Genomic DNA, 25550 nt, shown 5'->3' with positions numbered 1-25550 from the left:
CCCCTCGCCGCTGCCCCCGCGCTCGCCGGGGATGATGCTGCAGTTCCCGGCGACCCCCGGGGACGGCTGGCCGCCGAGCAACACCCCGCCCCCCACCCCCCCCCCGGCCCCGGCCGAGACCCTCCCGCCGCCCGCACGTCGCCTCTCACAGATTCCGGCCGATGCCCATGAGCTGGTCGAAGACGCCAAAGGCGGCGACGGTGAGGGGGATGGCGAAGGCGCCCAGGACCGCGCCGAGCCCGCCGAACCAGAGGGGGCGCCGCATCGACGGGAGTTCGGGCCGCATCAGCCGCCGGAACCCGTACAGCACCAGCACGGCGCCGATGACGATCGCGGCCGTGGGACCGGATCCGCCCGGCAGATCCAGCTGCGCGGGCCCGGCCAGCAGCAGCGTGAACAGGCCGATCGCACCGGCGATCCCGACCGGCGCCACCTCGACGACGACCTTCGCGCCACCGGCCCGCAGCAGCAGCCCCAGCCCGATGCAGGCGGTGATCGCCGCGCTGAACGGCGAGGTGCCGTCGATGCCGAGCAGCACCAGCGCGACGGCGCACGCCAGCGACAGCGCACCGCCCCACAGCGCGAGCAGCAGCATCGCGGTCCGCACCGCGGTCTCCAGCTCCGTACCCTCCGGCGTCGACCCGCCCTGACGCCGGTAGCCGAACGCGGCCACCCGTCCGGCCGTCGCCGGTGCGATCAGCAGCAGCCCGAACGCGACGACGGCGATCACCGCGGCGCACTGTGCGGTGTCGGCCTTCAACAGCGCCAGCAGACCGGTCACCACCGTGGCGATCAGTGCGCCGAGGAGCACGGCGGTGGTGGTGACGCCCATCGACGCGACGGCGGCCAGCACGGCACCGACGAGCACCCCGCCCGCCAGGCACAGCGCGGTCGTCCCGTTCGCGGTCAACGCGGCGGACGGCGCGGTCTCCTGGGCCACCAGCGCCCACGACGCGACCGCCAGACACGGGATCGCGCTCAGCGCCAGCGCCAGCCGCACCGAGCCCGGTACCGACCAGCGCCGCTCCGTCGCCAGCCAGGACAGTCCGGGCAGCAGCAGGCCCAGGGCGGCGGCCGCGGTGCCGGTGACCGCGGGCTCGACCGGCTGCGTCACGGCGGCCAGCACCAGCGCGGCCAGCCACCACACCAGCCCGCAGGCCATCACCGTCACGGTCCGCGACCGGGCGTCCCAACGCCGGTCCAGTGCCTGCTCGGAGACCTCGGAGACCTGCTCGGCGACGTCCAGCACGACGGGCTCGTCGAACTCGTCGGCGACCACGTCGCGCAGGTATAGAAGCTGACCGTCCGCCATGCCGAGGTCGGCGAGGCTGTGTTCGGGCGCGATGGCCCCGCCCGTCCCCGTCGCCAGCGACCAGGCGGCGGGCATCAGCTCGTTCTCCTCCAGCTCGCACAGGCGGGCCAGGTCATCGATGTACTCGGCGATGGGAGCACGGGCCGGGACCGCGAGGTCCACCTGCCTGTGTTCGCCCACGACCGTGATCCGGCAGCGCTCATCGGCCATCGGGTGCTGTCAGGTCCTCTCGTGCTCGGTGCGTTGTGCGGTTCCGCTCAGGACGCGGCCGCGGACGCGGGTGTATCAGCTCGCGCTGTTCTGCCAGGTGCGTTGGTTGGCCCACTCGGCCTCGGAGTAGTTCGACCAGTTGACGTTCATCGCCATGGCGATCTGGCCGAGCACGCCGCCCGGCCCGAACAGGCCCTCGGCGGCGGTGTTCCACTCCGCCTGCAGCCCCTCGTAGTACACCTGCGCCTGACCGGACCAGGTCTCCGAGATCGGCTGCAGCAGGAGGACCAGCTGATGCAGCTCCTCCGCGATCTGCTCCGACAAGTCATTGATGTGCTTGCCTGCGGTCTCCAGCTCCTGGCGGACCAGGATGGACGATCCGTCGATTCCTGCCACGACGCTCCTCAAGTTTGGGCGGTCAGCCGGTCGGTTCGGTGGTCAGCTGAGCCGGGCCGTGGGCAGCTCGGCCTGGAGGGCCCTGATCCGGTTCAGGTTGTCCTGCTCGGATTCCTTGTAGTTGACCTCGTTGCCGCGCAGGCCCGACGCGATGTCGGTCAGGGCGTTGTGCAGCATCTGCGCGTACGTGTCGTACTCGGCCATGTAGATCTGGAACGTGTTGTGGGCGATGCCCTGCCAGGACTGTTCCAGCGAGATGACGTACGCCTTGAGGTTCTGGAGCTTGGTCTCGACGTCCGCCGCCGTGTTGTCACACGAGCTGGCGGCCTGGGCGATCATCTCCGGAGTGACCTTGAAGCCCGACGTGGTATGCCCGCCCTGTTGCATCTGCCCGCCCTCTCGCGCGCCGGATCCCGCCCGGCAGTTGGCTGTTCCGCGGCCACTTTCGCAGCCGCCGGACGCGTCGGAACAGTCCCCTGTTCAGATGTCCCGCCCGTAACCCGGAACCGTCCCGACCTCTTGACCGTACGCCGACAACGAGTAAAGTCCAGACCAATTGGTGAGCGGGTCGGGCCCTCGCATCCGGTGTCGGCACCGGGCGCAGGCCGCCGCCCGTCTCGCCGTGCACCACCTTCGCGTCATTCACCCCCACTCCCGAGGCTGCCCGGGGGCGTGCGTGCCAGGCGGCGCCGCGTCCCGATGTCTTCCGCGGTGGCCTCCTTCGCGAAAGGTATGCCATGAACAAGAAACGCAGGCTGGCCCTGGGCATCGGCGCGGCCATCGCCCCGCTGCTCGTCGTCACCGTCCCGGCCGGCTCCGCCAGCGCCCACGGCTACATCTCCCACCCGCCCAGCCGCCAGGCGCAGTGCGCGGCCGGGACGGTCGACTGCGGGCCCATCAAGTGGGAGCCGCAGAGCGTCGAGGGACCGAAGGGGCTGACCAGCTGCAGCGGCGGCAACAGCCAGTTCGCCGACCTCGACGACGACTCCAAGGGCTGGAAGGTCACCCCGGTCGGCAGCACCACCAGCTTCAGCTGGCAGCTGACGGCCCGCCACGCGACCAGCACCTGGCAGTACTACGTGGGCGGCAACAAGGTCGCCGAGTTCGACGACCACGGCGCCCAGCCCGGCGCGACCGTCACCCATCAGGTCAACTTCGGTGGCGTCACCGGCATGCAGAAGGTCCTCGCGGTCTGGAACATCGCCGACACCGCGAACGCCTTCTACGCCTGCGTCGACGTCAACATCGGCGGCTGACCGGACACCCGCACCGCCCGGACGGCCGGTTCCGCTTCCGGTCCGTCCGGGCACCGCGCGCCCCGCCCCCGCACCACGCGGCGAACGGCGCCCGGCACACCCGTTACGATCGGCCCTTTGTGGCCGTCGTACGTGGCCGTCGCCGGGAGGACGAGATGGGCCTGTTCCGCCGAGGACCGAAGCGGGATCCCCGTGACCTGCCACGCGACGGGGAGTTCCCCTTCTTCTCGGACCGCGAGGGCGGCGTCTTCCGCTCCCAGGTCCGCCAGGCGTTCGCCGAACAGGGCCTGGAGGTCACGGTCTACGCGGGCGTCGTCGCCGACTCCGGCGGCCGCCGGTTCGGCCTCGGCAACCTCGCCGCCGTCTGCCACCGCGACCGCCGCGGCGAACGCAGCTGGCCCGGCCTCGTCCGCGACCACGTCGGCAAGGTCCTGCGCACCATGGACGGCCCGCAGCCGCTGGAGATCCTCTCCGCCGACGAGATCCGCGCCTGCCTCTACCCCCGCGTCGTCGCCGAGGAGACCCTGCCCGCCTCCGACGCGTTCCGCTACGGCCGCGAGCCCGCCGAGGGGCTGCGGGAGGTGCTGGCGCTCGATCTGCCCGACGCGGTGCAGATGCTCAGCGAGGACTCCCTGCGGGACGTCGGGGACATCGCCGAGCTGCGGATCCGCGCCATGAACAATCTGCGCGCCCTGCCGGTCGAGGGCCACGAGACGGTGCGCCGCCCGGACGGCGCCTCCTTCGAGGTGCTGTTCGGCGACTCGTTCTTCACCGCCAGCCGGGTCCTGGCCCTCGGCGAACTGGTCGAGCGGATCACGGGCACCCCGCTGACCGCCGACGGCGCCCTCGTGGCGATGCCCTTCCGCCATCAGCTCGGCTTCCACCGCATCCGCGACGCCCAGGTCATCCCGGCGCTCCAGGCGATGGCGGAGTTCGCCGCCGCCGGGCACCGGGACGCCGCGGGCGCGATCAGCCCCCATGTGTTCTGGTGGCGCCGGGGCGTGATGACGCCGCTCAGCGAGCCGGACGGGGCGGGGCTGCGGGTGGTCGTGGACGGCGATTTCCAGCACATGCTGGAGCGCCTGGTCGACGACGAGGCATGACCGCCGAAAAATTCTTGCGGCATTTTTCCCGGGAAGGGGAACCCCGACGGCCCCTGACCCGTTATCCCGAGTGAGGCCCCGCGTCATCCCCCGTGCGCGGGGTCTCGCCATGTCCGCAGCCGGACGCCGCAGCGCCCGCCGTGGCCGTCCCGCTCACCCCTCCGCGCCGCCCGGCCGCCCTTCCTCCGCCGCGTCCAGCAGCCGCGAGCGGATCAGGAACCGCACCCCCTCCGGCGCCTCCAGCGAGAAGCCGCTGCCGCGGCCCGGGACGACGTCCACGATCAGCCGGGTGTGACGCCAGCGGGCGAACTGATCGGCGCCCATCCAGAACTCCACCGGCTCCGCCACCCCGGCCACCGCCAACCGCTCCAGCAGCACATCCGATGCGCCGGTGCGGAACTCCCCGGCCGGGAAGCACATCGGTGCGCTGCCGTCGCAGCAGCCGCCGGACTGGTGGAACATCAACGGCCCGTGCGCCGCCCGCAGCCGCCGCAGCAGACCGGCGGCCGCCTCCGTCACCGCCACCCGTGCCACCGCGCCGTCCGGCCCGTTCCCCGCCTCGTCCATCCGCGGTCCCTCCGTCCGTGGCCCCCGGGGCCGCTCCCGCGCGGGGCCGCCGCCCAGCCAACCCGCCGCCGGGTTGCACGGACGTTGCACCGACCGGCGCCCCCGCGCCCGGCCGCCCTAGACTGTCCCCTCGACACGAGGCACACACCCAGGGGGACGGAGACGGCAGTGGCAAGGGGCATCGAGGGTGGTGGGACGGATCCGTCCGCCGAGGTGCTGACCGAGGCGGCCGCGATGTTCGGCCTGCTGGCCTCGCCGCCTCGGCTGCACCTCGTCTGGGCGCTGACCCAGGGCGAGAGCGACGTCACCGGGCTCGCGGAGCGCGTCGGCGGCGCGCTGCCCGCCGTCAGCCAGCATCTGTCCAAGCTGAAACTGGCCGGTCTGGTCCGCTCGCGCCGCGAGGGCCGCCGCGTCGTCTACCTCGTCGACGATCCCGATGTGGTGGCCGTCGTACGGCTCCTCGTCGGACGGCTCGCCGACCGCGGCGGGCAGCACGCGTCCCGCGCCCGCCGCTTCGGTGCCTGAGACCGACGCGGCACCGGGCACCGGCCACCCGCCCGGCCCCCGGGAGGCGCCCGCCGACCTGACCCCGGGCGCCGCGGGCGGCGCCGCCCTCACCCCGCTCCAGCTGATGCGCCGCCTGGCGAGCGGACCGCGCGGCCTCACCGAGAACGAGGCCGACGCCCGGCTCGCCCGCGACGGCGAGAACACCGTCCCCGCCTGGCGCACGCCGTCCTGGCCGCGCCGGTTCCTGCGCAGCCTGCGCGATCCGTTCACCGCCGTGCTGCTCTGCCTCGGCCTGGTCTCGGCGGCGGTGGCGTCCTGGGGCACGGCCTGTGTGATCACGGTGCTGGTCGTGGTGAGCTGTGTGCTCCGCTCGGCCGGTGAGGCGCACGCCGGACGTGCGATGGCGGCGCTGCGCGAGATGGTCGCCACCACGGCGGCGGTGCAGCGGCGCCCGGACGACGACGCCCCGCCCCGGGTACGGGAGATCCCCGTCGAGGAACTGGTCGTCGGCGACGTGGTGCGGCTGGGCCCCGGCGATCTGGTCCCCGCGGACCTGCGGCTGTTGCGGGCGAACGGGCTGACCGTCCACCAGGCGTCGCTGACCGGCGAGTCCGCCCCTGTCGCCAAGCACGCCGTGGACGATCCGGCGGACGGCGGGGACGCGGATCCGCCGCACCTGTGCTTCCAGGGCAGCAGCGTCGCCACCGGCAGCGGCACCGGACTGGTCGTCGCCACCGGCGCGGACACCCGCTTCGCCGCCGCGTACCGCGCCCTCGGGCGGCGACGCGCCGAGACCGCCTTCGACCGCTCCGTCCACGGCATCGCCTGGACCCTCATCCGCTTCATGCTGCTGACCCCGCCGCTGGTCCTGATGGCGAACGCGGCGGTGCGCGGGCGGGGCCTGGAGACCCTGCCGTTCGGGGTGGCCGTCGCCGTCGGACTGACCCCGGAGATGCTGCCGGTCGTCGTCACCGCGACGCTGGCCCGCGGCGCCGCGACGCTCGCCCGCACCGGCGGCGTGATCGTCAAACGGCTCCCGGCCCTCCACGACCTCGGTGCGATGCAGGTCCTCTGCCTCGACAAGACCGGCACCCTCACCCAGGACCGGCCGCTGGTCGAACGGTCCGTGGACGCCCGGGGCCGTCCCGACCCGGGCGTGCTGCGCTGGGCCGCGGTGGGCAGCTTCTGGACCCTCGAACTCGCCGAACTCCCCGCACCGGACACCCTCGACGAGGCCGTCCTCGCCGCCGCGGACGAGGCGGGCGCCGACCCGCTCGCCTACGACGGCGTCGCGGCGCTCCCCTTCGACCCGGTGCACCGGGTCGCCGCCGCCGTCGTCCGCCGCCCCGGTGCGCTCGGCACCCACACCCTCGTCGTCAAGGGCGCGGCCGAGGACGTCCTCGCCCGCTGCGCCCGGGTGCGCGGTACCGGCGGTGACGGTGCCGGCACCGAACTGGACGACGCCGAACGGGCGCGGCTGCTCGCTTGGGTGGCGCGGGAGACGGACGAGGGGTTGCGGCTGCTGGCCGTCGCTGTCGCGGACCGTCCGGCCCGCGCGGGCGCGTACCGCGAGGCCGATCTGCGGGGCCTGACCCTCCTCGGCTTCGTCGCGCTGCGCGACGCACTCGCCCCGTCGGCCGCCGACGCGCTCGGCGTCCTGGCCCGGCGCGGCGTCCGCGTCAAGATCCTCACCGGCGACCACCCGGGCACCACTGCCCGCGCCTGCCGGGATCTGGGCCTCGACCCCGGCGAGGTGCTGACCGCCGGGGCGCTGGCGGAGGTGGACGGCCCGGCGCTCGCCGCGGCCGTCGACGGTGCCACCGTCGTGGCCCGCTGCACCCCCGCCGACAAGGCCCGGATCGTCGCCGCGCTGCGTGAGGCCGGGCAGGTCACCGGCTTCCTCGGCGACGGCGTCAACGATGTGCCCGCGCTGCACGCCGCCGATGTCGGCATCACCCCGCGCGGCGCGGTGACGGTGGCGCGGGAGGGCGCCGATGTGGTGCTGGCGGAGAAGGATCTCACCGCCATCGGCCGGGCCGTCGCCGCCGGCCGGTACAGCAGCGGCTCCCTCGCCGCGTATCTGCGCATCACCCTCTCGTCCAACCTCGGCAACGTCCTCGCGATGCTCGGCGCCGGGCTGCTGCTGTCGTTCCTGCCGATGCTGCCCGCGCAGGTCCTGGTGCAGAACCTCTGCTTCGACGCCGCCCAGCTGGCCTTCGCCCTGGACCGGCCGGGCGACGGCGTGCTGCGCGGGCCTGCGGCGCTGCGGCCACGGGCCTTCCTGCGGTTCATCACGGTGTTCGGGCTGATCAACGCCGCCGCGGACGTGGCGACGTTCGCCGCCCTCGCGGTCGCCCTGCACACCACCGGCGCCCGCGGTGAGGAGGTGTTCCACGCCGCGTGGTTCACCGAGAACCTCTTCACCCAGGCGCTGGTGATGCTGCTGCTGCGCGCCGGGCACCTCACCGTACGGGGCCGCCCGGGGCCGGTCCCGGGCGCCGCGGCGGGCCTCGCCGTCATCGGTCTGCTGCTGCCGCTCTCCCCGCTGGGGCCGCCGCTGGGCCTGGCGGCACCGCCGCTGCTGTATTACGCGCTGCTCGCCGCCGTCCTCGTGCTGTACGGGGCGGCGCTGGCCGCGGCGCGGCGGCGGTTCCTGCCGGGCAGGCGCTGACCGGACGGGGCCGGGCCCGCGCCCGGGGACTTTCCCGTCAGCCGTACGACAGCTTCGAGCAGGCGTCGTCATCGGCGGTGCGGGCGTCGTCGGAGACCTCCGAGGGCACCTTGCCGTCCGCGGGCGGCGGCGAGGCGGTGGCGTCGCCCTCGGGCGGCTCGCTGTACGAGCTGCCCAGGGTGACGATGATGCCGGGCGCGGAGCTCTCGTGGAGTTCCGCGTCGGGGAAGAGCCGGGCGGTGGTGCGGGCGTGCTTCTCCTGGCCGGGGCCGTAGGAGATCCGCGTGGTGGTGTGGTCCTGGGACGGCGCGGTGGTGGTGGACAGGACGGTGAAGCCGGAAGAGCGCAGGGTGGCCGCGACGCGGGAGCCCAGCCCGCTGCTGTGGGTGCCGTTGAGGACGGTCACGTCGATCCCGGCGCCGGAGACGGGCGCCTCGGACGCGGGCGCGGTGGGCTCGCCGTGCTTCTTCTTCGCGCCGCCCGCACCGGCGGCGTCCTTGCCGTCGAGGGTGCGGTCGGCACGCAGGGACGCCCAGAGGGAGTCGGCGGCGGGGTGCACGATCGCGACCCGGGCGCCCTGGTAGCGCCAGGGCACGGTGACGAACGCGGTGTCGTGCAGATCGATGTCCTTGAGCGACATCGCGAACGACAGGAGTTTCTGGGCGCTGCCCAGCTCCGGGTCGACGGTGAGGGATTCGGTGGCCGCGGTGGCGAGCGGCAGCAGCGTGGTGGGGTTGACGCCCTGTTCCTTTATCTTGCGTATCAGCCCGGAGACGAACGCCTGCTGCCGCTTGATCCGGCCGATGTCGGAGCCGTCGCCGACGCCGTGCCGCAGCCGTACGTAGTCCAGTGCTTTGCGTCCCTCGACGGTCTGCGGGCCCTTGGTGAAGATCCGTTCGCCGCGTGAGCCGCGGTTCGGGTTGAGATCGCCCTGGTAGACGTCCTGCGGTACGCAGACGGGGACGCCGCCGACGGCTTCGGTCATCTTCGCGAAGCCGTTGAAGTCGACGACCACGGTGTGGTCGACGCGCACCCCGGTCAGCTTTTCGATGGTGTTCTGGGTGCAGGCGGGGTTGCCCTGGGCCGTCTCGCCCACGGTGAACGCCGAGTTGAACATCGCGTTGCTGCGTTGCTGGGTCCAGGAGCCGTCCGGGAGCTTGCAGGGCGGGATGTCGACGAGGGCGTCGCGGGGGATGGACACCGCGAGGGCGTGCTTGCGGTCGCCGTAGATGTGCAGCAGGAACGCGGTGTCGGAGCGGCCCACATCGCCCTCGCCGCCGCCGAGTTCGCTGTTCTTGCCGGAGCGGGAGTCGGAGCCGATGACGAGGACGTTGCTGCCGCCGGTGTTGGCGTCGGGGCGGTCGCGGCTGACGCCGTCGGCGCCGAAGGTCGTGATGTTGCCGTCGAGCCGGTAGTAGAGCCATCCGGCTCCGGCGGCCAGCAGGACCACGAAGGACGCGGCCGTCACCCCGGCTATCCGGGCCTTGCTGCGCCTGCGCCTGCGCCGCCCCCGGGCGGCGTTGTCCCCGTTGCGGCGTCCGTCGCGTGCCGAATGGCTGCCTGTCACGTGTGCACCCTCAATTGCCCGGATTCTTCCTGCGGGGAAGGCGGTTCGCCCCCGCCCAGAGTTGTATAGTTGCGCAATGTAGCAAGTAAAGGCCGGTGGTGTTCCACCGGAGACCCGGCAATCCGAGAGGCGGCGGCGATGCTGCGTAACGGACTGGAGCCCTGGCACCTGCTGATCGTGGGAATCGTGGTGATCCTGCTCTTCGGGTCCAGCAAACTCCCCGACACCGCACGCGCGTTGGGCAAATCCCTGCGGATCCTCAAGAGCGAGACCAAGGCGATGAAGAACGACGACGCGGGCGCGGGGCCGCCGCCCGGGCCCGGGGATTCCGCAGCCTCCTCCGGTTTCGTCCCCGCGCCCGGCGCCACAGCTGCTCCCGGCCCGGAGCAGGCGCCCGCCGCCTCCGCCCCGGCCCACGCGTCCGGCGGCCCGGCCGCGCCCGCCGCGCACACCCTGGCAGCGCCGGGCGCCGCCCGTTCCGCCGCGTCCGGCGACGCCGCCCCGGCCGTCGTGCCCGTCACCGACCGGGGGACCGGCGGTGGCTGACGAGAGACCCCGCACCATCCTTCCGACCGCACCGACCACGGGGGTTGATGTGCCGACGACCGAAGCGTTCCGGCCACCGGACGAGGCGGACTTCCCGCAGCTCCTGGACCGTGCCCTGGCCACCCGGGAGATCGCGGAGGCGCTGCGCCGCGCGGGCGGCGACCCCGACGCCGGGCAGCTGCGCGCCGACGCGCTCCGCGCGGAGGCCGCCATCGCCGCCGCCGCGGAGCAGGAGTACCGCACCTACCACCGCCTCGCCGCCGCCCACCCCGCGCCCCGCCCGGCCCGGCCGTCGGTCCGTCCGTCGGTCCGTCCGTCGGCCCGGGCCACCGGCGGGGTGCTGCCCGCCCTCGGCGTGCTCGTACCGGGCCTGGCGGCGGTGGCCGCGGTGATCTTCCTGCTGCTCGGCTTCGGGTTGCGCGGCGTCGGACTGCGCGGCCGTTTCGCGGACGAGCTGATCGTCTCGGGAGAGATCGCGGCCGGTGTCGCGGCGGTGGCGGCGCTCTGCGGTCTGCTGTGGATGCTGGTGGCAGCGGCCCGCAACCGTCCCTCGGCGGGCGCCCGTTCGACGGCGGACGCGGAGGTCGCCCTCGCGCTGACGGCGTATCAGAACGCGTTGGTCGAGCGCGGCCTGCTGCCGTTCCTGCGGGCCCGGCTGGGCGAGGCCGGGGGGGAGGTCCCGTCGGAGGCGGACGCGCCGTCGACGCCGGGCGGGCAGCGGCCGCCCCGTACCGGCCCCGGGTTCAGCGCGCCCGATTTCGCCAGCCCCGATTTCGCCAGTCCGGACTTTGCGAGCCCCGATTTCGCGAGCCCGCACTTCAGCAGCCCGGACTTCAGCGGGCCGGGCGGCGCCGCGGAGCGCTGAGCCCCCGCCGGGCGGCGCCGCGTGACCGGCACCGCCCGGCGGCGTTGCCGTGTCTCAGCCCTTCAGCGGACCGCCGTTGATCGCCACCCGGCGCGCGTAGCGGGTGCGCGGGTAGTAGTCGTACGACACGTGGTGCTGCACACAGCGGTTGTCCCAGAGCACCAGGGTGTTCGGCTCCCAGCGCACCCGGCACTGCAGCAGCGGACGCCCCGACACCGTCTGGTAGAGCATGTCCAGCAGGGCCCGGCTCTCCGGCTCCGACAGCTGCGGGATCCGCTGGGTGTAGATCGGGTTGACGTAGAGGATCTTGCGGTCGGTCTCCGGGTGGCGCACCACCACCGGATGCTCGCTCTTCGACGTGACGTGCCCCTTCGGTATGGGCCGGTTCCCGAACGCGAGCAGACCGTCGTGGATCGAGGTCAGCCCGTCGAGGAGTCCGCGCATCGTCGGGGAGAGCATGTCGTACGCCAGGTGCATGTTGGCGAAGAGGGTGTCGCCGCCGCTGCCGCCCTCCGGGGGGTTCAGGACATGCAGCATCGACCCGAGCGACGGCTCGGCGTCGGCGGTGCCGTCCGCGTGCCAGGCGTTGCCCGCCACGTCCTCCGCCCCTGGGACGGTGACGATCTCCAGGATGTGCGGGTCCCCGTCGGCCGGCGGCGGGTTCACCGGCCGCAGCTCACCGAAGTGGGCCGCGAACCGCAGGTGGTCCTCGGGGCTGATGTCCTGATCCCGCAGGACCAGGACGTGGTGGTCGAGGAACGCGGCCTTGATCTCGGCGAGTTGGTCGTCCGGCAGGTCCCTGGTGAGGTCGACGCCCGACACCTCGGCGCCGATCACCGGCGTGAGCGGAGCGACCTCGATGGTCCGGTACTCCCTGGCGGGCCGGGTGGTGAGGCGCTCGACGGCGTCGAGTTCGTACTGCTCCATGTCTGTTTCCTTCGGTGGATGGATGGGACAGCGGGCAGAGGATGGCTCAGGGACGGGCGTCCAGCGCCGCGTGGAGCGCGGCGGCGACGGCCTGCGCGTGCGGTGGCCGGACGATCCCGTAGTGGTCGGTGGGCAGGGGCTGCCAGTCGCCGGGCAGCGCCAGGTGGTCGCGCCACAGCTCCCGGTGCGTGGCGGCGGGCAGCGGTGCGGGCAGGCCCTCCGCCGGGTGCTCGGCCAGCCACACCCGGGCGGGTGTACGGGCCAGCCGCGGCAGCCGGTGGTCGGCCATGGAGGCGAGGTTGGCCCGGCAGCACCGCGCCAGCCGCTGTGCGTACGCCTGCCCCTCGCCGGTGAACGCGCCGTCCACCGACCCCAGTTCGTGGGCGAAGAGCGCTTCGAGCTGCTGCTCGTCGTAGCCCTGGAAGCCCGGACCGGAGCCTGGGGGCGGTGGGTCGAGCAGCTGGACGCCGCGCACCGGGCGGCCCGCCGCCTCGGCGAGCGCGGCGATGCCCACCGCCGTCCAGGCGCCGAACGACCAGCCGACCAGATGCAGCCGCTCCGTGGCGTCGCCGAACCGGGCGCAGAGCGCGTCGTGGTAGCGGCGGACCCGTTCGTCCAGCGTCATCGTGGCCGCGTCCGGGTGGCGCAGCGCCGGGTCCGCGATCAGGCAGACCGTCGCCCGGCCGTCGAGCGCGGACACCAGCGACCGGTACGCCTGGATGTCGCCGCCCACCGGATGCAGCAGGCACACCACCTCGGGCCCGGTGCCCTCCTGCCACACGTCCGGCGTCACCGTGTCCGCCGCGGCGGCTTCGGGCGCCGTGTCCTGCGCGATATGGGCCAGCAGGTCGTTGAGGCTGACCCGGGGCCCGAACCACGACAGGTCGAGTTCCACGCCGTAGTGCTGTTTGACCACGCCGATCAGGTCGAGCAGGGTCAGCGAGTCGGCGCCCAGGTCGTACAGTGGCGCGTCCGGGTCGAGCGGGTCGGCGTCGAGCCAGTCCCGGAGCCAGCCGGCGAGGAGATCCGCCCGGACGGGACCGGCCGGTTCCGGGGCGTCCGGCGCCGCGCCTTCGCCTGCCGCGTTCCGTACGGGAGCGCCGGCGGCCTCCGGTTCGGGCGCGGGCCCGGCGTAGAAGGTGCGGGACGCCTCGATGTCCGTGGTGGAGACCAGCAGATGCGGCAGCCGCAGCGCGACGGCGCGGCCGAAGACCCGTTTGCCCTCCTCGACGGTCAGGCCCACGGAAAGGTGGGCGCGGTGCCGGGCGTCGCCCGCCGGGACCCGCAGCGCCATCCCGGTCTCCCGCCACACGTCCCAGTCGAGGGCGATCCGCGCGGTGGTGCCGGGCCGATGGTGGGCGAAGGCGTCCAACAGGCCCGCCGCGGCGGCGTAGTCGTACTGTCCGACGCCGCCGAGCCGCGCCGACATCGACGAGCAGTGGACGACGAGCGCGGGGGAGCAGCGGGCGATCAGCCGCTCGACGAGGAGTGCGCCGTGCAGCTTGGCCCGCTGGCCGTGCGCGCCGCCCGGGCGCCGGACGACGAGCCCGCCGGTGGCGGCACCGGCGGCGTGCACCACCGTGGCCGGGCCGGTGGCGCGGGCGGCGATCCGTGCCACGAGCGCGTCGTGGCCGCCGGGGTCGGTGAGGTCCGCCTCGATCAGCTCGACCCGTTCCGCCCAGGGCGCCAGCGCCGCCGGCAGCCGGGGGTGCCGGGACACCAGGAGCACCCGGCCCGCGGTGTGCTCCAGCAGCCAGGCGGCGATGCCCGTGCCGATGCCGCCGGTGCCGCCGAGGATCACATGGTCGCCGTCCTCGGGCAGCGCGGGCGCCGGGTCCGGGGCGGCGGTGACGGGCACGGCCACCGGATGCCACCAGTGGCCGTCGCGGAGCGCCAGCCGCTCCGGCAGGGCGGTGCGCGGGGTGGCCGAGGTGAGCAGCGCGGCCAGCGGCCCGGCCCAGCCGGCCGGGTCGGGGCCGGGCAGATCCAGCCACCGGCCGTCGGCCGCACCCTCCTGACCGGCGACGGTGGTGACACCGGTCAGCAGCCCCGACTCCGGCCGTTCGACGTCGCCGTGGACCGGCTGCGCCTGGTACGACAGCCACCACAGGCGCGGCCGGAACGCGGGCGGGGTGTCCGCCAGCGCCTGGAGGAGGGCGGCCGGGGCGTCCAGACAGGCCCGTTCGGCCCGCGCCAGGGACACGGCGTCGACCGCGCCGGCGAGGCCCAGCGGCAGGGCGTGGAGCCAGTCGGTGCCGCCGTCCGCGTCCGGGTCGAGGGCGTCGAGGAGGTGGCGCCAGGCGGTGCGGTCGACCGGGTCGACGAGGAAGGCGTCGTCGCCGTGCCGGGCGAAGGCGTCCCCGGTGCCGACCCGGACCACCTGGTCGTACGCCGCCGTGAACTCCGGCGGCACCGCGTCCGGCACCGGCCCGTCCATGACCAGCACCAGCCGCCGCAGGGTGCGCTCCCGGCTGCCGGACGCGGCCCGGCGCCACCGCACCCAGTGGGGCTGGCTCAGCCAGTCGGCCTCGGGGAGGCGCGGGGGGACGGCGGGGGCGGCGGGGGCGGCCTCGGCCGTCGGCTGCGCGGTGGCCGGGGTGTCGGCGTCGGCCTCCTGGACCGGGGCGCCGTTCGCGGGCGGTGCGGCGGAGGCGGCCCGGGCAGCGGGCACGGCGGCTGCGGGCCGCGCGGCCGCCGTGGGCAGGGTGTTGGCGGCGCTCCCGGCGGTGTGCCCGGCCGGGCTCCCCGCCGAGGCCCGTTCCCCGTCCTCCGTACGCGCCCGCGGGAAGTCGTACTCCGCCAGGTCGAAGGCGGGCGGCGGGAAGTCCCACGGCGCCGGGGCCGGGCCGGGGTGCGCGGTGAGCGACGCACCGGCGAGCCAGGCGGCCACCGTCTCCTGCGGGCCGCGGGCGTCCGCGACCGGTGCCTCGCCGGTGCCGGAGGTCTCCGGGGGCCGGGTCGCGACGGGGTCGACGGTGCGCAGCCACCGCACCGCGGCCGCCGCGTCCGGGCAGACCGCGGCCGCCCGCCAGCGCCACTCCGGGCGCCCCGACCGCAGATGCCGCAGCACCGCCCCGTACGTCTCCGGACGGGCCGTCAGATGGTCGGCGATCCGCGCGGCGTCGGCGCGCAGCGCGGCGGGGCTCGACGCGGAGAGGAACAGACAGCCGTCCCCGGCCTCGGGCCCGGCGCCGTCCTCCGTGGCGGGCGGCGCCTCCAGCACGACATGGGCGTTGGTGCCGCCCATGCCGAAGCTGCTGACCGCCGCCACCCGGGGCCGGTCGGCGGGCCAGGGCAGCGCCGTGGTCGGGAAGTGGAACGGTGTCGGGTCCGGGTCGATGTGCGGGCTCAGGGCCCGGAAGTCGGCGTGCGGCGGGATCACCCCGTGGTGCACGCCGAGCACCGCGCGGATCAGCCCCACCACGCCCGCCGCTGCGCCCAGATGCCCGAGCTGGCTCTTGACCGAGGCCAGCGCGGTACGGCCGGACTCCGGCACGTCGAACGCCTGCCGCAGCGCGCCGATCTCGACCGGGTCGCCGAGGCGGGTGGCGGTGCCGTGCGCCTCGACGTACGCGAGGTCGGCGCCGGTGCGGCCGCTGCGCCGCAGGGCCGCCCGGATCACCTCCCGCTGTCCGGCCAGCGACGGTGCGCTGTAGCCCAGTTTGCCGGCGCCGTCGTTGTTCACCGCGGAGCCGGTCAGCACCGCGTAGACGGTGTCGCCGTCGCGCCGGGCGTGCCGCAGCGGCTTGAGGACGACGACGCCGACGCCGCTGGCGCCGACGGTGCCGCTCGCGTCGTCGCTGAACGGGCGGCAGTGGCCGTCGGCGGAGAAGATGTGCTGCGGCTGGTAGCGGTAGCCGTCGCCGAGCGTCGGGTCGACGAGCACCCCGCCGGCCAGCATCACCTCCGCGTCGCCCTGCCGCAGCAGCCCGGCCGCCAGATGCACCGCGACCAGCGAACTGGCGCACGCGGCCTGGGCGGTGAACGCCGGGCCGGTCAGCCCCAGGTGGTAGGCGGGCTTGGTGGCGAGGAAGTCCTTCTCGTGGTGGAGCGCCAGCCGGAACGCGTCCGGCAGCGCCGCCGGATCGGCCTCCCGCAGCATCGTGCGGTAGTACGCGCTCTCGCCCGCGCCCGCTATCAGCCCGGTGCGCGCACCGGCAGACGGATCCGCGATCCCGGCGTGCGCCAGCGCCTGCGCCGCACACATCAGCAGATGGCGCTGTTGGGGGTCCATCAGCCGGGCCTCGGCGCGGCTGATGCCGAAGTGCTCCGGGTCGAAGGAGAGCAGCCCGTCCATCCGGCTGCGCGCCCCGATCAGCCCGTCGGCGGCGTCGAAGTGCTCGATGCCGCGGGCGCCGGTGCGTATCAGCTCCCAGAACGCGGCCAGATCCACCGCACCGGGCAGCCGGACCGCCATACCGACGACGGCGATCGGCTCGGCCTGCGGGAGAGGCTCCGACGCCGATGCGGAAGCCGATGCGGATACGGACGCGGATACGGATGCGGATACGGATACGGATGCGGACGCGGCGGTCGGCGCGGCGTCCGGCACCGGCGTCCCCGCCCCGTCCGCCGTCTCGCCCAGGAAGCGGGCCAGCGCCCGTACCGTGACGTGCTCGAAGAGGTCGGCGACGGTGAAGCGCAGCCCCAGCTCCGTGGTGCAGCGCAGGTGGTAACGCATCAGGGTCAGGCTGGAGGCCCCGGCGTCGAAGAACGTCCGGTCGGGCTCGATGGCGTGGCCGGTCACCTCCTCGAACAGCGCGGCCAGTTCGGCCTCCCGCGGCGAGCGCGGCACCGCGTCCGCCGCCCGGCCGCCCACCTCCTCACCGGGCGCCCGCAGCGCCGCCGACCGGTCCAGCTTCCCGCTGGGCGTACGCGGCAGCGCGGCCAGCCGCCGGAAACGGGTGACGCGGACGTACGCGGGCAGCAGCGTCGCCAGATGCGCGGTGAGGCCGTCGGCGTCGGGCGTCGCGCCGCGGCATGCGAAGCACGCCGTCAGCGCGGCGCCGTCCGGGACCACCACGGCGTTGGTGATCTCCGGGTGCCGCAGCAGCGCCGCCTCGACCTGGCCCAGCTCCAGCCGGTGCCCGCTCAGCTTGATCTGCTGGTCGTCGCGGCCCAGATAGTGCAGCAGCCCGTCCCGGCCGAACCGGGCCCGGTCACCGCTGCGGTAGAACAGCCCCTCGCCCGGCAGTTCGGTGAACCGCTCGGTGTTGAGGTCCGCCCCCGGCGTGTCCAGGTAGCAGCGGGACGCCATGGTGCCGCCGATGAGCAGGTCGCCGGGGCAGCCGGGCGGTACCGGTCGCCCGTCGCCGTCGACGACCCGCAGCACCGCACCGGCCACCGGCCGCCCGATGGCGGGCCGCTCCGGCCAGTACGCCGGGTCCCCGTCGAGGCACAGGGCGCTCACCACATGCGTCTCGGTCGGCCCGTAGTGGTTGAACAGCCGGGCGCCGGGCAGCCCCGCCAGCCAGCGGCGGATCGCGTCCGTGCACACCAACTGCTCGCCCGCGGTGACCACGTCGCGCAGCCGCGACGGGTACCGGCCCAGGTGGACGGCGTGCTCCGCCAGCAGCTGGAGCGCCACGTACGGCAGGAAGATCCGCTCCGCGCCGGACGCCTCCAGTTGGGCGAGGAGCGCGGGCGCGTCCTGCCGCATGCCGGGGCCGATCAGCCGCAGCGTCCCGCCGCCGCACAGCGCCCCGAAGATCTCCTGGAACGACACGTCGAAGGAGAGCATCGAGAACTGCTGGGTGACGGCGGGCGCGCCCAGACCGCCCGCGTCCGCCTGCCAGGCGAGGAGGTTGCACAGCGTCCGGTCGGAGACCTGGACGCCCTTCGGGGTGCCGCTGGACCCCGACGTGAACAGCGTGTACAGCGGCCGGGCCCCGTCGTGCGGCGCGACCGGCGCCCCCGGGCCGCCCGCCCGCAGCGTCACCGGATGCCGCACCACACGGCCCTCGGGGTCGACGGCGTCCAGGCCGGGCGCGCCGCCCGGCGGCACCAGCACGCACAGCGGCGTGGCCCGGTCGAGGACCTGCCGCAGCACGGCGGGCGGATACGACGGGTCGAGCGGCACGACCGTCAGGTTCAGCCGGGCGAGCGCCAGCAGCGCCACCACATGCGTCAAGGACGGCTCCAGGTACAGCGCGACCCGCGCCGGGGCGCCGTCCGCGACCGGGAACGCCTCCCGCACCTCCGCGGCCAGCGCCGCTGCGTACCCGTCCAGCGTGGCGTAGTCGACGGTCCGCGTGCCGTCGTCGACGGCCGGGGCGTGCGGGGTGCGCGCCACCTGCCGGGCGAAGCCCTCGGCCACCGTCGCGAACGACGGGTGGGCCCGCGGGCCGCGGCCGTGGTCGGGCAGCAGCGCGCGGTGCGGTGCGGCCAGTTCGGCGGGGGTGTGCGCGCCCGCGGCGGCGAGGAGGTCGAGGGCCCGCCGCAACAGCGTGTCCAGCGCCGCGACGTCCTCGGCGCCGAAGTGGTCGGTGGCGTACTCCCAGACGCACTCCAGCCCGTCCGCGTACGCGACGACGGAGAGCGTCAGCGGGCACTTCGCCTCGGCCGGCGGCCACCACAGGGGGCGGGCCGCGCAGCCCGGCAGCCGCAGCGCCTCGAAGTCGGTGTTCTCCTGGACGAAGAGCACATCGAACGGCGCGCCGTCGTCCCCGGACGCGTCGGCCAGGCCGCCCAGCACGTCCGAGAACGCCACGTCCTGCCGGTCCAGGACCGCGCCCACCTCCGCGCCCCAGCGCAGCAGCTGGGCGCGCAGCGCCTCGTCGGGGGCGACGGCCAGCGGCAGCAGCACGGTGTTGGCGAACATCCCGACGCCGTCCGCGAATTCGGGCACCGGACGGCCCGCCACCGGCGCCGCGATCCGCGGCCGGGTGCGGCCGGTCACCGCGTACAGACTCCAGGCGAAGGCGCCCAGCAGCACCTGGAAACGGGTCAGGCCCAGCTGGGCGCAGAGCCGGTCGACATGGGTGCGGCGCACCGTGTCGAGGCGGGTGTGGAGCAGCCGCGCCTCGGGGAACGGCGTCTCCCGCGTAGGCAGCAGCCGTTCGCCCGGCCCCTGCGCCTGCGCCTGTGCGTAGTGCGCGGCGAGCGCGTCGCGGCGCTCGGCGTAGGCGGGGCGGGTGAACCATTCCGCCTGCCAGTGGGCGTGGTCGAGCGGCGTGTACCCGGCGTCCGGCGCCGCGGACGCCTCGCCCGGGTACGCCGCGTACACCTCCGACAGGTCGGCGAAGAGGACGTTGAGCGACCAGCCGTCGACCGCGATGTGGTGCAGATGCAGCAACAGCACCGCGCCGTCGGTGTCCGGCAGCAGGCAGGCGCGGAGCATCCGCGGCTCCGCCAGGTCGAAGGGTGCGGCGAAATACCGTGCGGCGAAGGCGCGTCGGCCCTCCTCGTCCGGCGGCGGCGCGCCGGGGCCGGTCCACGGGTCGTACGGGTCGCCGACGGTCTGCCGCAGCCCCTCGGGCGTCGCCTCGAAACCGGTCCGCAGCGCCGGGTGGCGCACCACCAGCTGCCGCAGCGCGTGCCGGAGCGCCGCCGCGTCGACCGTGCCGTCCAGCCGGAACGCCTGGCCCACGTGGTAGGCGCGGGAGGCGGGGTGGCGCCGCTGGTGCAGCCAGAGGCGCTGCTGCTCGCTCGTGGCCGGGGCGGAGCGCGCGCCCGAGGGCGGTGCCACCGGCGGATAGGGCGACCCCGCGGTGCCGCGGGCGGCGGCCACCGCCTCGGCAACGGCGGCGAGATCCCCGCCGAGGACCAGCGAGCGGTCCAGTTCACAGCCCCAGCGGCGGCGCGCCGCGAAGCAGAACCGCAGCGCCTTCAGCGAGTCGCCGCCCGCCGCGATCCACCGGTCGTCCGGCCGGGGATCCGCCAGCCCCAGCACCTCACCGGCCAGCTCCAGGACCTCCCGCTGCCACGGCGTCACCTCGGCCGCGGGAGCCTCGCCGGTACGCCGCCACGGCCGGTCCGCGCGGGCCAGCAGCGCCGCCTCGTCGACCTTGCCGTTCGCGGTCAGCGGCACCGCGTCCACCAGGAAGAGGTGGTGCGGGCGCATATAGGTGGGCAGCCCGCCGGCGAGGTGGTGTTCGCACTCCTCGTACGACAGCTCACCGTCCAGCACCAGGAACGCCAGCAGCTCGCGCGGGCCGTCCGCGCCGGAGCGGCGGGTGCACACATAGGCGCGGCGCACCGCCGGATGCGCGGCGATCTGCCGCTCCAGCTCGCCCGGTTCGATCCGGAAGCCCCGGACCTTCACCTGCCGGTCGGCGCGACCCACGAACGTCAGCAGCCCGTCGGCGTCGGCGTGCACCAGGTCGCCGGTGCGGTAGTGGACCGCCCGCCCGCCGTCGTACCAGGGCAGCCGGACGAAGCGGCGCGCCGTCTCCTCGGGGAGGTTGCGGTACCCGGCGGCCAGCCCGGCGCCCGACAGATACAGCTCACCGATCTCACCGGCCGCCGCGGCGCCTGTCCCGTCCGTGGCCATCACCACCGTGCCGGTCTCCGGCAGCGCCCGCCCGATGGGCACCACCTCGCCGTCGAAGTCGCGCGGTACGGGGTACGACACCGCGAAGGTGGTGGCTTCCGTCGGCCCGTAGCCGTTGAACAGCCGGGTGGCGGCGTCCGGGTTGTGCCGGTACCAGCGGCGGACGGTACGGGCGTTGAGCTGTTCGCCGCCGACCAGGACCTGCCGGGCACCGGCGAAGCAGCCGGGCGCCGCGTCCACTACGGCGTTGAACAGCGCCGCGGTGACGAACAGCGTCTCGATCTCCTCCCGCAGCAGTACTGCGGCCAGCCGCTCCGGATCGCGGACGTCCGCGTCGTCGACGATCACACAGCAGCCGCCGGTCAGCAGCGGCACCCACACCTCGAAGGTCAGCGCGTCGAACGCCGGATTGGACAGGCAGGCGAACCGCATGCCCGGCGCCGTGTCGACGAACCCGGGCCGGGCCAGCCGCAGCACCCCGGCATCCCGGAGCTCCACTCCCTTGGGCAGGCCGGTCGTTCCGGACGTGTAGAGGAGGAAGGAGAGCGGCCCGCTGGACGGCGGCCGCTCCTGCGGTGCCGGGAAGCGGTCCCGCGCGGCGAGCAGCCCGTCCGCGTCCAGCGTCCGGACGCCCGGCGGGACCTCGGGGGCCCGCGCGCCGTGGACGAGGGCGACGGCGTCCGCGTCGGTGAGGATGTGGCGGCGCCGCTCCGGCGGGCTCTGTGCGTCCAGCGGGACGACGTGGGCGCCCAGCCGCAGGATGCCGAGCATGACGCAGACCAGCTGCCAGGAGCGCGGCAGCTGCACCGCCACCGCCTGACCGGGGCGCACACCGTGGCGGCGCAGCCCGTCCGCGACGGCGGCACCGGCCGCGTCCAGCGCCGCGTGGTCCAGCCGTACCGCACCGTCGCACACGGCGGGCGCATCGGGCGTGCGCAGCGCCCAGGCGTGCACCGCCTGCGCCAGTCCGGGCATCAACGTTCCTTCTGGGTGCGGGAGTTCGGTGGGATCTGTGGGCTCGGTCGGCTCGGACCCGCGGTCCGCCACGGGCTCGTTCGGGGATTCCGTCATGCCGTACCTCCGGCGGGGGAGCCGTCACCCGGGGCGTCCGGGGCGTCCGGGGCGTCCGGGGCGGCGGGCGGCGCCGGTTCCGGCAGCCGGGCCAGCTCCGCGGCGATCAGCTCCGCCACCCGCGGCAACTGGTCGCCCTCCAGCATGTCCCAGTGGCCGCAGGCCACCGGCGCGGTCATCAGACCACCCCCGGCCCGCCGCTCCCAGAACGCCCGTACCTCCTGCCGGTCCGCCGGGCTCTCGTCCTCCTCGGTGGCCTGGACGAACACCAGCCGGGCGCCGGTCGACGGCACCTCGTGGTCGCGGGCGGTCATCCGGTTGTGGTTGTAGATCCGGAGGTACCGGTCGATCTGCGCGTCCTCGATGCCCGGGTACATCCCGTTGAACCGCACCAGCTTCGCGCGGAACTCCTCGGCGTCCACCGGCACGACGGCCGCCCGTGCCGCCGGGTCGTCGGTGCCGCGGGTGTCGAGCAGCACCACGCTCACCCGGCGGTGCCCCGCCTCCGCCAGCAGCCGCCCCATCGCATGCGCGACGAGCCCGCCGTACGACAGTCCGCACAGGACCAGCGCCTCGTCCTCGCGCACCCCGATCAGCCGCAGATACTCCTCGGCCATCGCCTCCACCGACGGCAGCGGCTCCTCCCCGGCGTTCAGCCCGGGCGACTGGATCCCGACCACCCCGGTCTCCGGCGGCAGCGCCGTGGCCAGCGGCAGATAGCAGAACGCGGTGCCGCCCGCCGGATGGACGCAGACCACCCGCTGCCGCCCGTCGCCCGGCCGGAACTCGATCAGGCTGCTCCCGGGCTGCCCGGACGCGCCGGACCGCAGCCGCCCGGCCAGCGCCTCGATCGTCGGATGGGTCAACAGGTCGCGGATGGGCAGCGTCTCGCCGAACTCCTCGCGGACGGCGGAGGCCACCTTGATGGCCGAGACGGAGGTGCCGCCGATGCCGAAGAAGTCGTCGGTGACGGAGATCGACGGGCGCCGCAGCACGCCCTGCCAGATCCGGTGCAGCGCCAGCTCGACGTGGTTGCGCGGCGCCGCGGTGTTCACCCGCGACGGCACCGCGTGCGCCGCCACCAGCAGCGCGTCCCGGTCCACCTTGCCGCTGCGGTTCAGCGGCAGCGCCGGGAACTCCACGAAGAGCGCGGGGATCATGTGGTCGGGCAGCCGGCGGGCGAGCGCGGCGCGCCACTCGTCGGCCCGGCGCGGCGCGGCCTCGCCCCGGCCGAGGGCGGCCACCAGCCGCAGTTCACCGGCGTCGTCCCGGTCGGCGAGGACCGCCGCCTCCCGCACCCCGTCCAGCGCCAGCAGCGCCGTCTCCACCTCGCGCGGTTCGATGCGGAAGCCGCGCAGCTTGATCTGGTCGTCGTGGCGGCCCAGGAACTCCGCGGTGCCGTCGGGCAGCCGCCGCGCCAGGTCGCCGGTGCGGTAGATCCGCTCACCCGGCACGAACGGATCGGGCCGGAACCGCTCCTCGGTCAGATCCGGACGGCCGTGGTACCCGGCGGCGAGCGAGGCGCCGCCGAGCCAGATCTCGCCCGGCACACCCGGCGGCACCGGCCGCATGCGCGCATCGAGGAGGTACAGCCGGGTGTTGCCGATGGGCCGGCCGATCGGGCACGACCGGTCCAGCGGCCGCGGATCGGTGTGGGCGGTGCTGTACGCCGTGGCCTCGGTCGGCCCGTAGCCGTAGCAGATCCGCAGCCCCGGCAGCGCCTCCGTCATCCGGTACAGCGCCTTCTCGGGAAGCGGCTCCACCCCGGTCAGCAGCTGCCGTAGCGCCAGCCCCGCCAGCCGCTCCCCGGGCGCCTCGTCGATCCAGCGGACGTAGGCGGGCGGCAGGAACGCCTGGACGATGCGGTGGTCGCGCATCCACCCCAGCAACGCGTCGGGGTCGGCCCGCAACTCGTCCGGGACGAGGTGCAGTTCGGCGCCGGTGGTCAGCGGCAGCAGCAGCTCGTGGACCATCGCGTCGAAGCCGATGCCCGACCACGCGGACGTCGCCTCACCCGGTGTGGGCCCGAACCGGTCCAGCCAGGTGTCGAGGAGGTTCAGCACACTGCGATGGGTGACCGCCACGCCCTTGGGGCGCCCGGTCGAGCCGGAGGTGTAGAGGATGTACGCGAGAGCGTCGGGTGCCGTCGCCACCGCCGGCGCCTTCTCCGGGTCGCCCTCCGCCTCGACGGTCCGCAGGTCCACGTGGCCGTCGGGCGCGTCGGCGCGGTCGGTCAGCACCAGCGCCGGAGCGGCGTCCGCGACCATCGCCGCGCGCCGGGCGTCCGGCTGCCCGGGGTCGAGCGGCAGGAACGCGCAGCCCGCCTTGAGGATGCCGAGCAGCCCCACCACCAGCTCCGGCGTCCGCCCGGCGTGCAGCCCGACGACCTGACCGGGCCGCACCCCGCGGGCGGCCAGCGCGGCGGCGAGCCGGCCCGCGCGCCGCGCCAGTGTCCCGTAGGCGAGCCGTTGCCCCTCGCATTCCAGCGCCGTGGCGTCGGGACGGGCCGCGGCCTGCGCGTCGAAGCGGGCGATCAGCGAGGCGGGCGCGGTGGCCGGAACCGCGCCGTCGCCCCGCGTCGCGTCCCAGTCGGCCAGCAGCCACCGGCTCTCCGCCTCGTCCAGCAGCTCCAGCTCACCGACGGTCCGCTCGGGCGCGGCGGCCATCTGGGCCAGCACCCGCTCCAGATAGCGGGCGTACCGCTCCACCGTCGCGCGGTCGAACAGCGCGGTGGCGTAGTCGATATGGCCGGTCAGGCAACCGTCCTCCTCGGTCACCATCAGCATCAGATCGAACTTGGCGGCGATGAAGGGGAGTTCCAGCTTCTCCGCGGTGAGGCCGGGCAGCTCCAGCAGTGTGCGGAGCGCCGGGGTCCAGGAGAGCGTCGTCTGGAACAGCGGGGTGTGGGCGCTGCTGCGCGGCGGGTTGACCAGCTCCACCACCCGTTCCAGCGGCAGCTCCTGGTGGGTCAGCGCGCCACGGATCCCGGCGCGGGTCCGGCGCAGCACCTCGGCGACGCTCGGGTTGCCGGACAGGTCGCTGCGCAGGGCGAGGGTGTTGGCGAAGAAGCCGATGACATCGTCGGCGTTCCGGCCGCGGCGGTTCCCGCTGGGGATCCCGACAACGATGTCCGTCTGGCCGGACAGGCGCGACAGCAGAAGGGCCCAGCCGGTCTGCACGGCGGCGAAGAGCGAGGCGCCGTGCTCCTGTCCGGCCCGCCGGAGCGCGGCCGTCGTCCCCTCGTCCAGCTCCAGGGCGACCTGGTCGCCGCGGAAATCCTGCCGGGGCGGGCGCGGCCGGTCCGCGGGCACGTCCAGCACCGGCGGCGCGCCGGAGAGCCGCTCCTGCCAGTACGCCTCCTGCGCGACGACCTCCGGGTCGGCCGCCCGGGCGAGCTGATCGGCCGCATGGTCGGCGAACTGCCGGGAAGTCGGCTCCAACGGATCGTCCGCGCCGGTCAGGAACGCCGCGTAGAGCGCGTTCAACTCCTCGATGAACACGATTTGTGACGCCCCGTCGATCACCATGTGATGCACCGTCACCATCAGGACGTGGTCCTCCGGCGCCAGTCGTACGAGGGTGCCCCGGGCGAGCGGGCCGGTGCTCAGGTCGAACGGGACGGTGGCCTCTTCCCGGAGCACCGCGGAGAGCCGTTCCGCCGAGGGAGCCTCGTCCGACAGATCGATCGTGACCAGCGGAAAACCGGTATCGGCGGGCGCCGCGATCTGGTATGTCTCGCCGTCGATGGCCACCATGCGGGACCGCCATATCTCATGCCGCGCCACGATCGTGTCCAGGGCCCGGCCCAGCGCCACCGTGTCGAGAGGGCCCCGCAGCCGGTACGGGAGCGGCTCGTTGTAGGCGTCCTCCGCCCCCTCCAGCTGGCTCAGCACCCACAGGCGGCGCTGCGAGGGAGACAGTGGCCGCGGCACCCCCTCTCCCGGCACCGCTGCCCGCCCGCGGGAGGGCCGCACCGCTTCGGACGGGCCGCTGTGGGGATGCGCGAAGGTCTGTGTCACCGGGGAAACCATCTCTTTCCTCTGTGGGGGAGGCGGTCGGAG

The 25550-nt window shown here is 74.9% G+C and carries 14 protein-coding genes; 6 read left to right on the top strand and 8 right to left on the bottom strand.

What is annotated here, in order from left to right; translation table 11 throughout:
• Positions 1–145: 145 nt before the first annotated feature.
• From ACFWWQ_RS02065 to ACFWWQ_RS02055, 3 genes are all read right to left on the bottom strand, one after another.
• Complete coding sequence (locus tag ACFWWQ_RS02065; protein ID WP_384588578.1) at positions 146–1522, bottom strand: EsaB/YukD family protein; 1377 nt, start codon at positions 1520–1522, stop codon at positions 146–148.
• Positions 1523–1597: 75 nt separating this feature from the next.
• Positions 1598–1918, bottom strand: a complete 321-nt coding sequence (locus ACFWWQ_RS02060; RefSeq protein ID WP_384588575.1) for a WXG100 family type VII secretion target — start codon at positions 1916–1918, stop codon at positions 1598–1600.
• A 42-nt stretch (positions 1919–1960) separates the two neighbouring features.
• Positions 1961–2305, bottom strand: a complete 345-nt coding sequence (locus tag ACFWWQ_RS02055) for a WXG100 family type VII secretion target (RefSeq protein WP_384588572.1) — start codon at positions 2303–2305, stop codon at positions 1961–1963.
• A 350-nt stretch (positions 2306–2655) separates the two neighbouring features.
• Here ACFWWQ_RS02055 and ACFWWQ_RS02050 point away from each other — a divergent pair, with 350 nt between their 5' ends.
• On the top strand, positions 2656–3174 hold the full coding sequence (locus ACFWWQ_RS02050; protein ID WP_384588569.1) for a lytic polysaccharide monooxygenase auxiliary activity family 9 protein: 519 nt from the start codon (positions 2656–2658) through the stop codon (positions 3172–3174).
• 155 nt (positions 3175–3329) lie between these two features.
• Positions 3330–4277: a hypothetical protein gene (locus tag ACFWWQ_RS02045; protein ID WP_384588862.1), complete on the top strand. Its 948-nt coding sequence runs from the start codon at positions 3330–3332 to the stop codon at positions 4275–4277.
• Positions 4278–4430: 153 nt separating this feature from the next.
• On the opposite strand, the gene ACFWWQ_RS02040 is transcribed toward ACFWWQ_RS02045, so the two are convergent.
• Positions 4431–4844: a DUF779 domain-containing protein gene (locus ACFWWQ_RS02040; RefSeq protein ID WP_384588566.1), complete on the bottom strand. Its 414-nt coding sequence runs from the start codon at positions 4842–4844 to the stop codon at positions 4431–4433.
• A 168-nt stretch (positions 4845–5012) separates the two neighbouring features.
• Here ACFWWQ_RS02040 and ACFWWQ_RS02035 point away from each other — a divergent pair, with 168 nt between their 5' ends.
• Both ACFWWQ_RS02035 and mgtA read left to right on the top strand, forming a co-directional pair.
• The gene (locus ACFWWQ_RS02035) at positions 5013–5369 is read left to right on the top strand and encodes an ArsR/SmtB family transcription factor (RefSeq protein ID WP_384588563.1); all 357 of its coding nucleotides are present in this window, start codon (positions 5013–5015) and stop codon (positions 5367–5369) included.
• Positions 5362–8022 carry a magnesium-translocating P-type ATPase gene (gene mgtA, locus ACFWWQ_RS02030; protein ID WP_384588560.1) on the top strand — a complete coding sequence of 887 codons (2661 nt, stop codon included), beginning with the start codon at positions 5362–5364 and terminating at the stop codon, positions 8020–8022. The genes ACFWWQ_RS02035 and mgtA overlap by 8 nt, the downstream gene beginning before the upstream one ends.
• Before the next feature lie 37 nt (positions 8023–8059).
• On the opposite strand, the gene ACFWWQ_RS02025 is transcribed toward mgtA, so the two are convergent.
• Complete coding sequence (locus ACFWWQ_RS02025) at positions 8060–9589, bottom strand: LCP family protein (protein WP_384588557.1); 1530 nt, start codon at positions 9587–9589, stop codon at positions 8060–8062.
• A 138-nt stretch (positions 9590–9727) separates the two neighbouring features.
• Between ACFWWQ_RS02025 and tatA the strand changes: the two genes are divergently transcribed.
• Together tatA and ACFWWQ_RS02015 are read left to right on the top strand one after the other, a co-directional pair.
• Positions 9728–10135: a Sec-independent protein translocase subunit TatA gene (gene tatA / locus ACFWWQ_RS02020; protein ID WP_384588554.1), complete on the top strand. Its 408-nt coding sequence runs from the start codon at positions 9728–9730 to the stop codon at positions 10133–10135.
• A gap of 49 nt (positions 10136–10184) precedes the next feature.
• Positions 10185–11000 carry a hypothetical protein gene (locus ACFWWQ_RS02015; protein ID WP_384588552.1) on the top strand — a complete coding sequence of 272 codons (816 nt, stop codon included), beginning with the start codon at positions 10185–10187 and terminating at the stop codon, positions 10998–11000.
• A 54-nt stretch (positions 11001–11054) separates the two neighbouring features.
• Here ACFWWQ_RS02015 and ACFWWQ_RS02010 read toward each other — a convergent pair whose 3' ends face one another.
• The 3 genes from ACFWWQ_RS02010 to ACFWWQ_RS02000 all read right to left on the bottom strand — a co-directional run bounded on the left by ACFWWQ_RS02010 (position 11055) and on the right by ACFWWQ_RS02000 (position 25520).
• Positions 11055–11927, bottom strand: coding sequence for a TauD/TfdA dioxygenase family protein (locus ACFWWQ_RS02010; protein ID WP_384588549.1), 873 nt, complete (start codon positions 11925–11927; stop codon positions 11055–11057).
• A 46-nt stretch (positions 11928–11973) separates the two neighbouring features.
• Positions 11974–21393 carry an amino acid adenylation domain-containing protein gene (locus ACFWWQ_RS02005; protein WP_384588546.1) on the bottom strand — a complete coding sequence of 3140 codons (9420 nt, stop codon included), beginning with the start codon at positions 21391–21393 and terminating at the stop codon, positions 11974–11976.
• Between the two features lie 92 nt (positions 21394–21485).
• On the bottom strand, positions 21486–25520 hold the full coding sequence (locus ACFWWQ_RS02000) for an amino acid adenylation domain-containing protein (RefSeq protein WP_384588543.1): 4035 nt from the start codon (positions 25518–25520) through the stop codon (positions 21486–21488).
• Positions 25521–25550: the final 30 nt, after the last annotated feature.

The organism is Streptomyces sp. NPDC059080 (assembly GCF_042739975.1).
Taxonomy (GTDB): Bacteria; Actinomycetota; Actinomycetes; order Streptomycetales; family Streptomycetaceae; genus Streptomyces; species Streptomyces benahoarensis.
This window is presented reverse-complemented; position numbering and strand designations above follow the sequence as displayed.

Coding starts and splice junctions, on each gene's coding strand:
- ACFWWQ_RS02055 (WP_384588572.1), bottom strand. CDS start 2,305: ATGCAACAGGGCGGGCATACCACGTCGGGCTTCAAGGTCACTCCGGAG.
- ACFWWQ_RS02005 (WP_384588546.1), bottom strand. CDS start 21,393: ATGCCCGGACTGGCGCAGGCGGTGCACGCCTGGGCGCTGCGCACGCCC.
- tatA (WP_384588554.1), top strand. CDS start 9,728: ATGCTGCGTAACGGACTGGAGCCCTGGCACCTGCTGATCGTGGGAATC.
- ACFWWQ_RS02040 (WP_384588566.1), bottom strand. CDS start 4,844: ATGGACGAGGCGGGGAACGGGCCGGACGGCGCGGTGGCACGGGTGGCG.
- ACFWWQ_RS02010 (WP_384588549.1), bottom strand. CDS start 11,927: ATGGAGCAGTACGAACTCGACGCCGTCGAGCGCCTCACCACCCGGCCC.
- ACFWWQ_RS02050 (WP_384588569.1), top strand. CDS start 2,656: ATGAACAAGAAACGCAGGCTGGCCCTGGGCATCGGCGCGGCCATCGCC.
- ACFWWQ_RS02045 (WP_384588862.1), top strand. CDS start 3,330: ATGGGCCTGTTCCGCCGAGGACCGAAGCGGGATCCCCGTGACCTGCCA.
- ACFWWQ_RS02000 (WP_384588543.1), bottom strand. CDS start 25,520: ATGGTTTCCCCGGTGACACAGACCTTCGCGCATCCCCACAGCGGCCCG.
- ACFWWQ_RS02065 (WP_384588578.1), bottom strand. CDS start 1,522: ATGGCCGATGAGCGCTGCCGGATCACGGTCGTGGGCGAACACAGGCAG.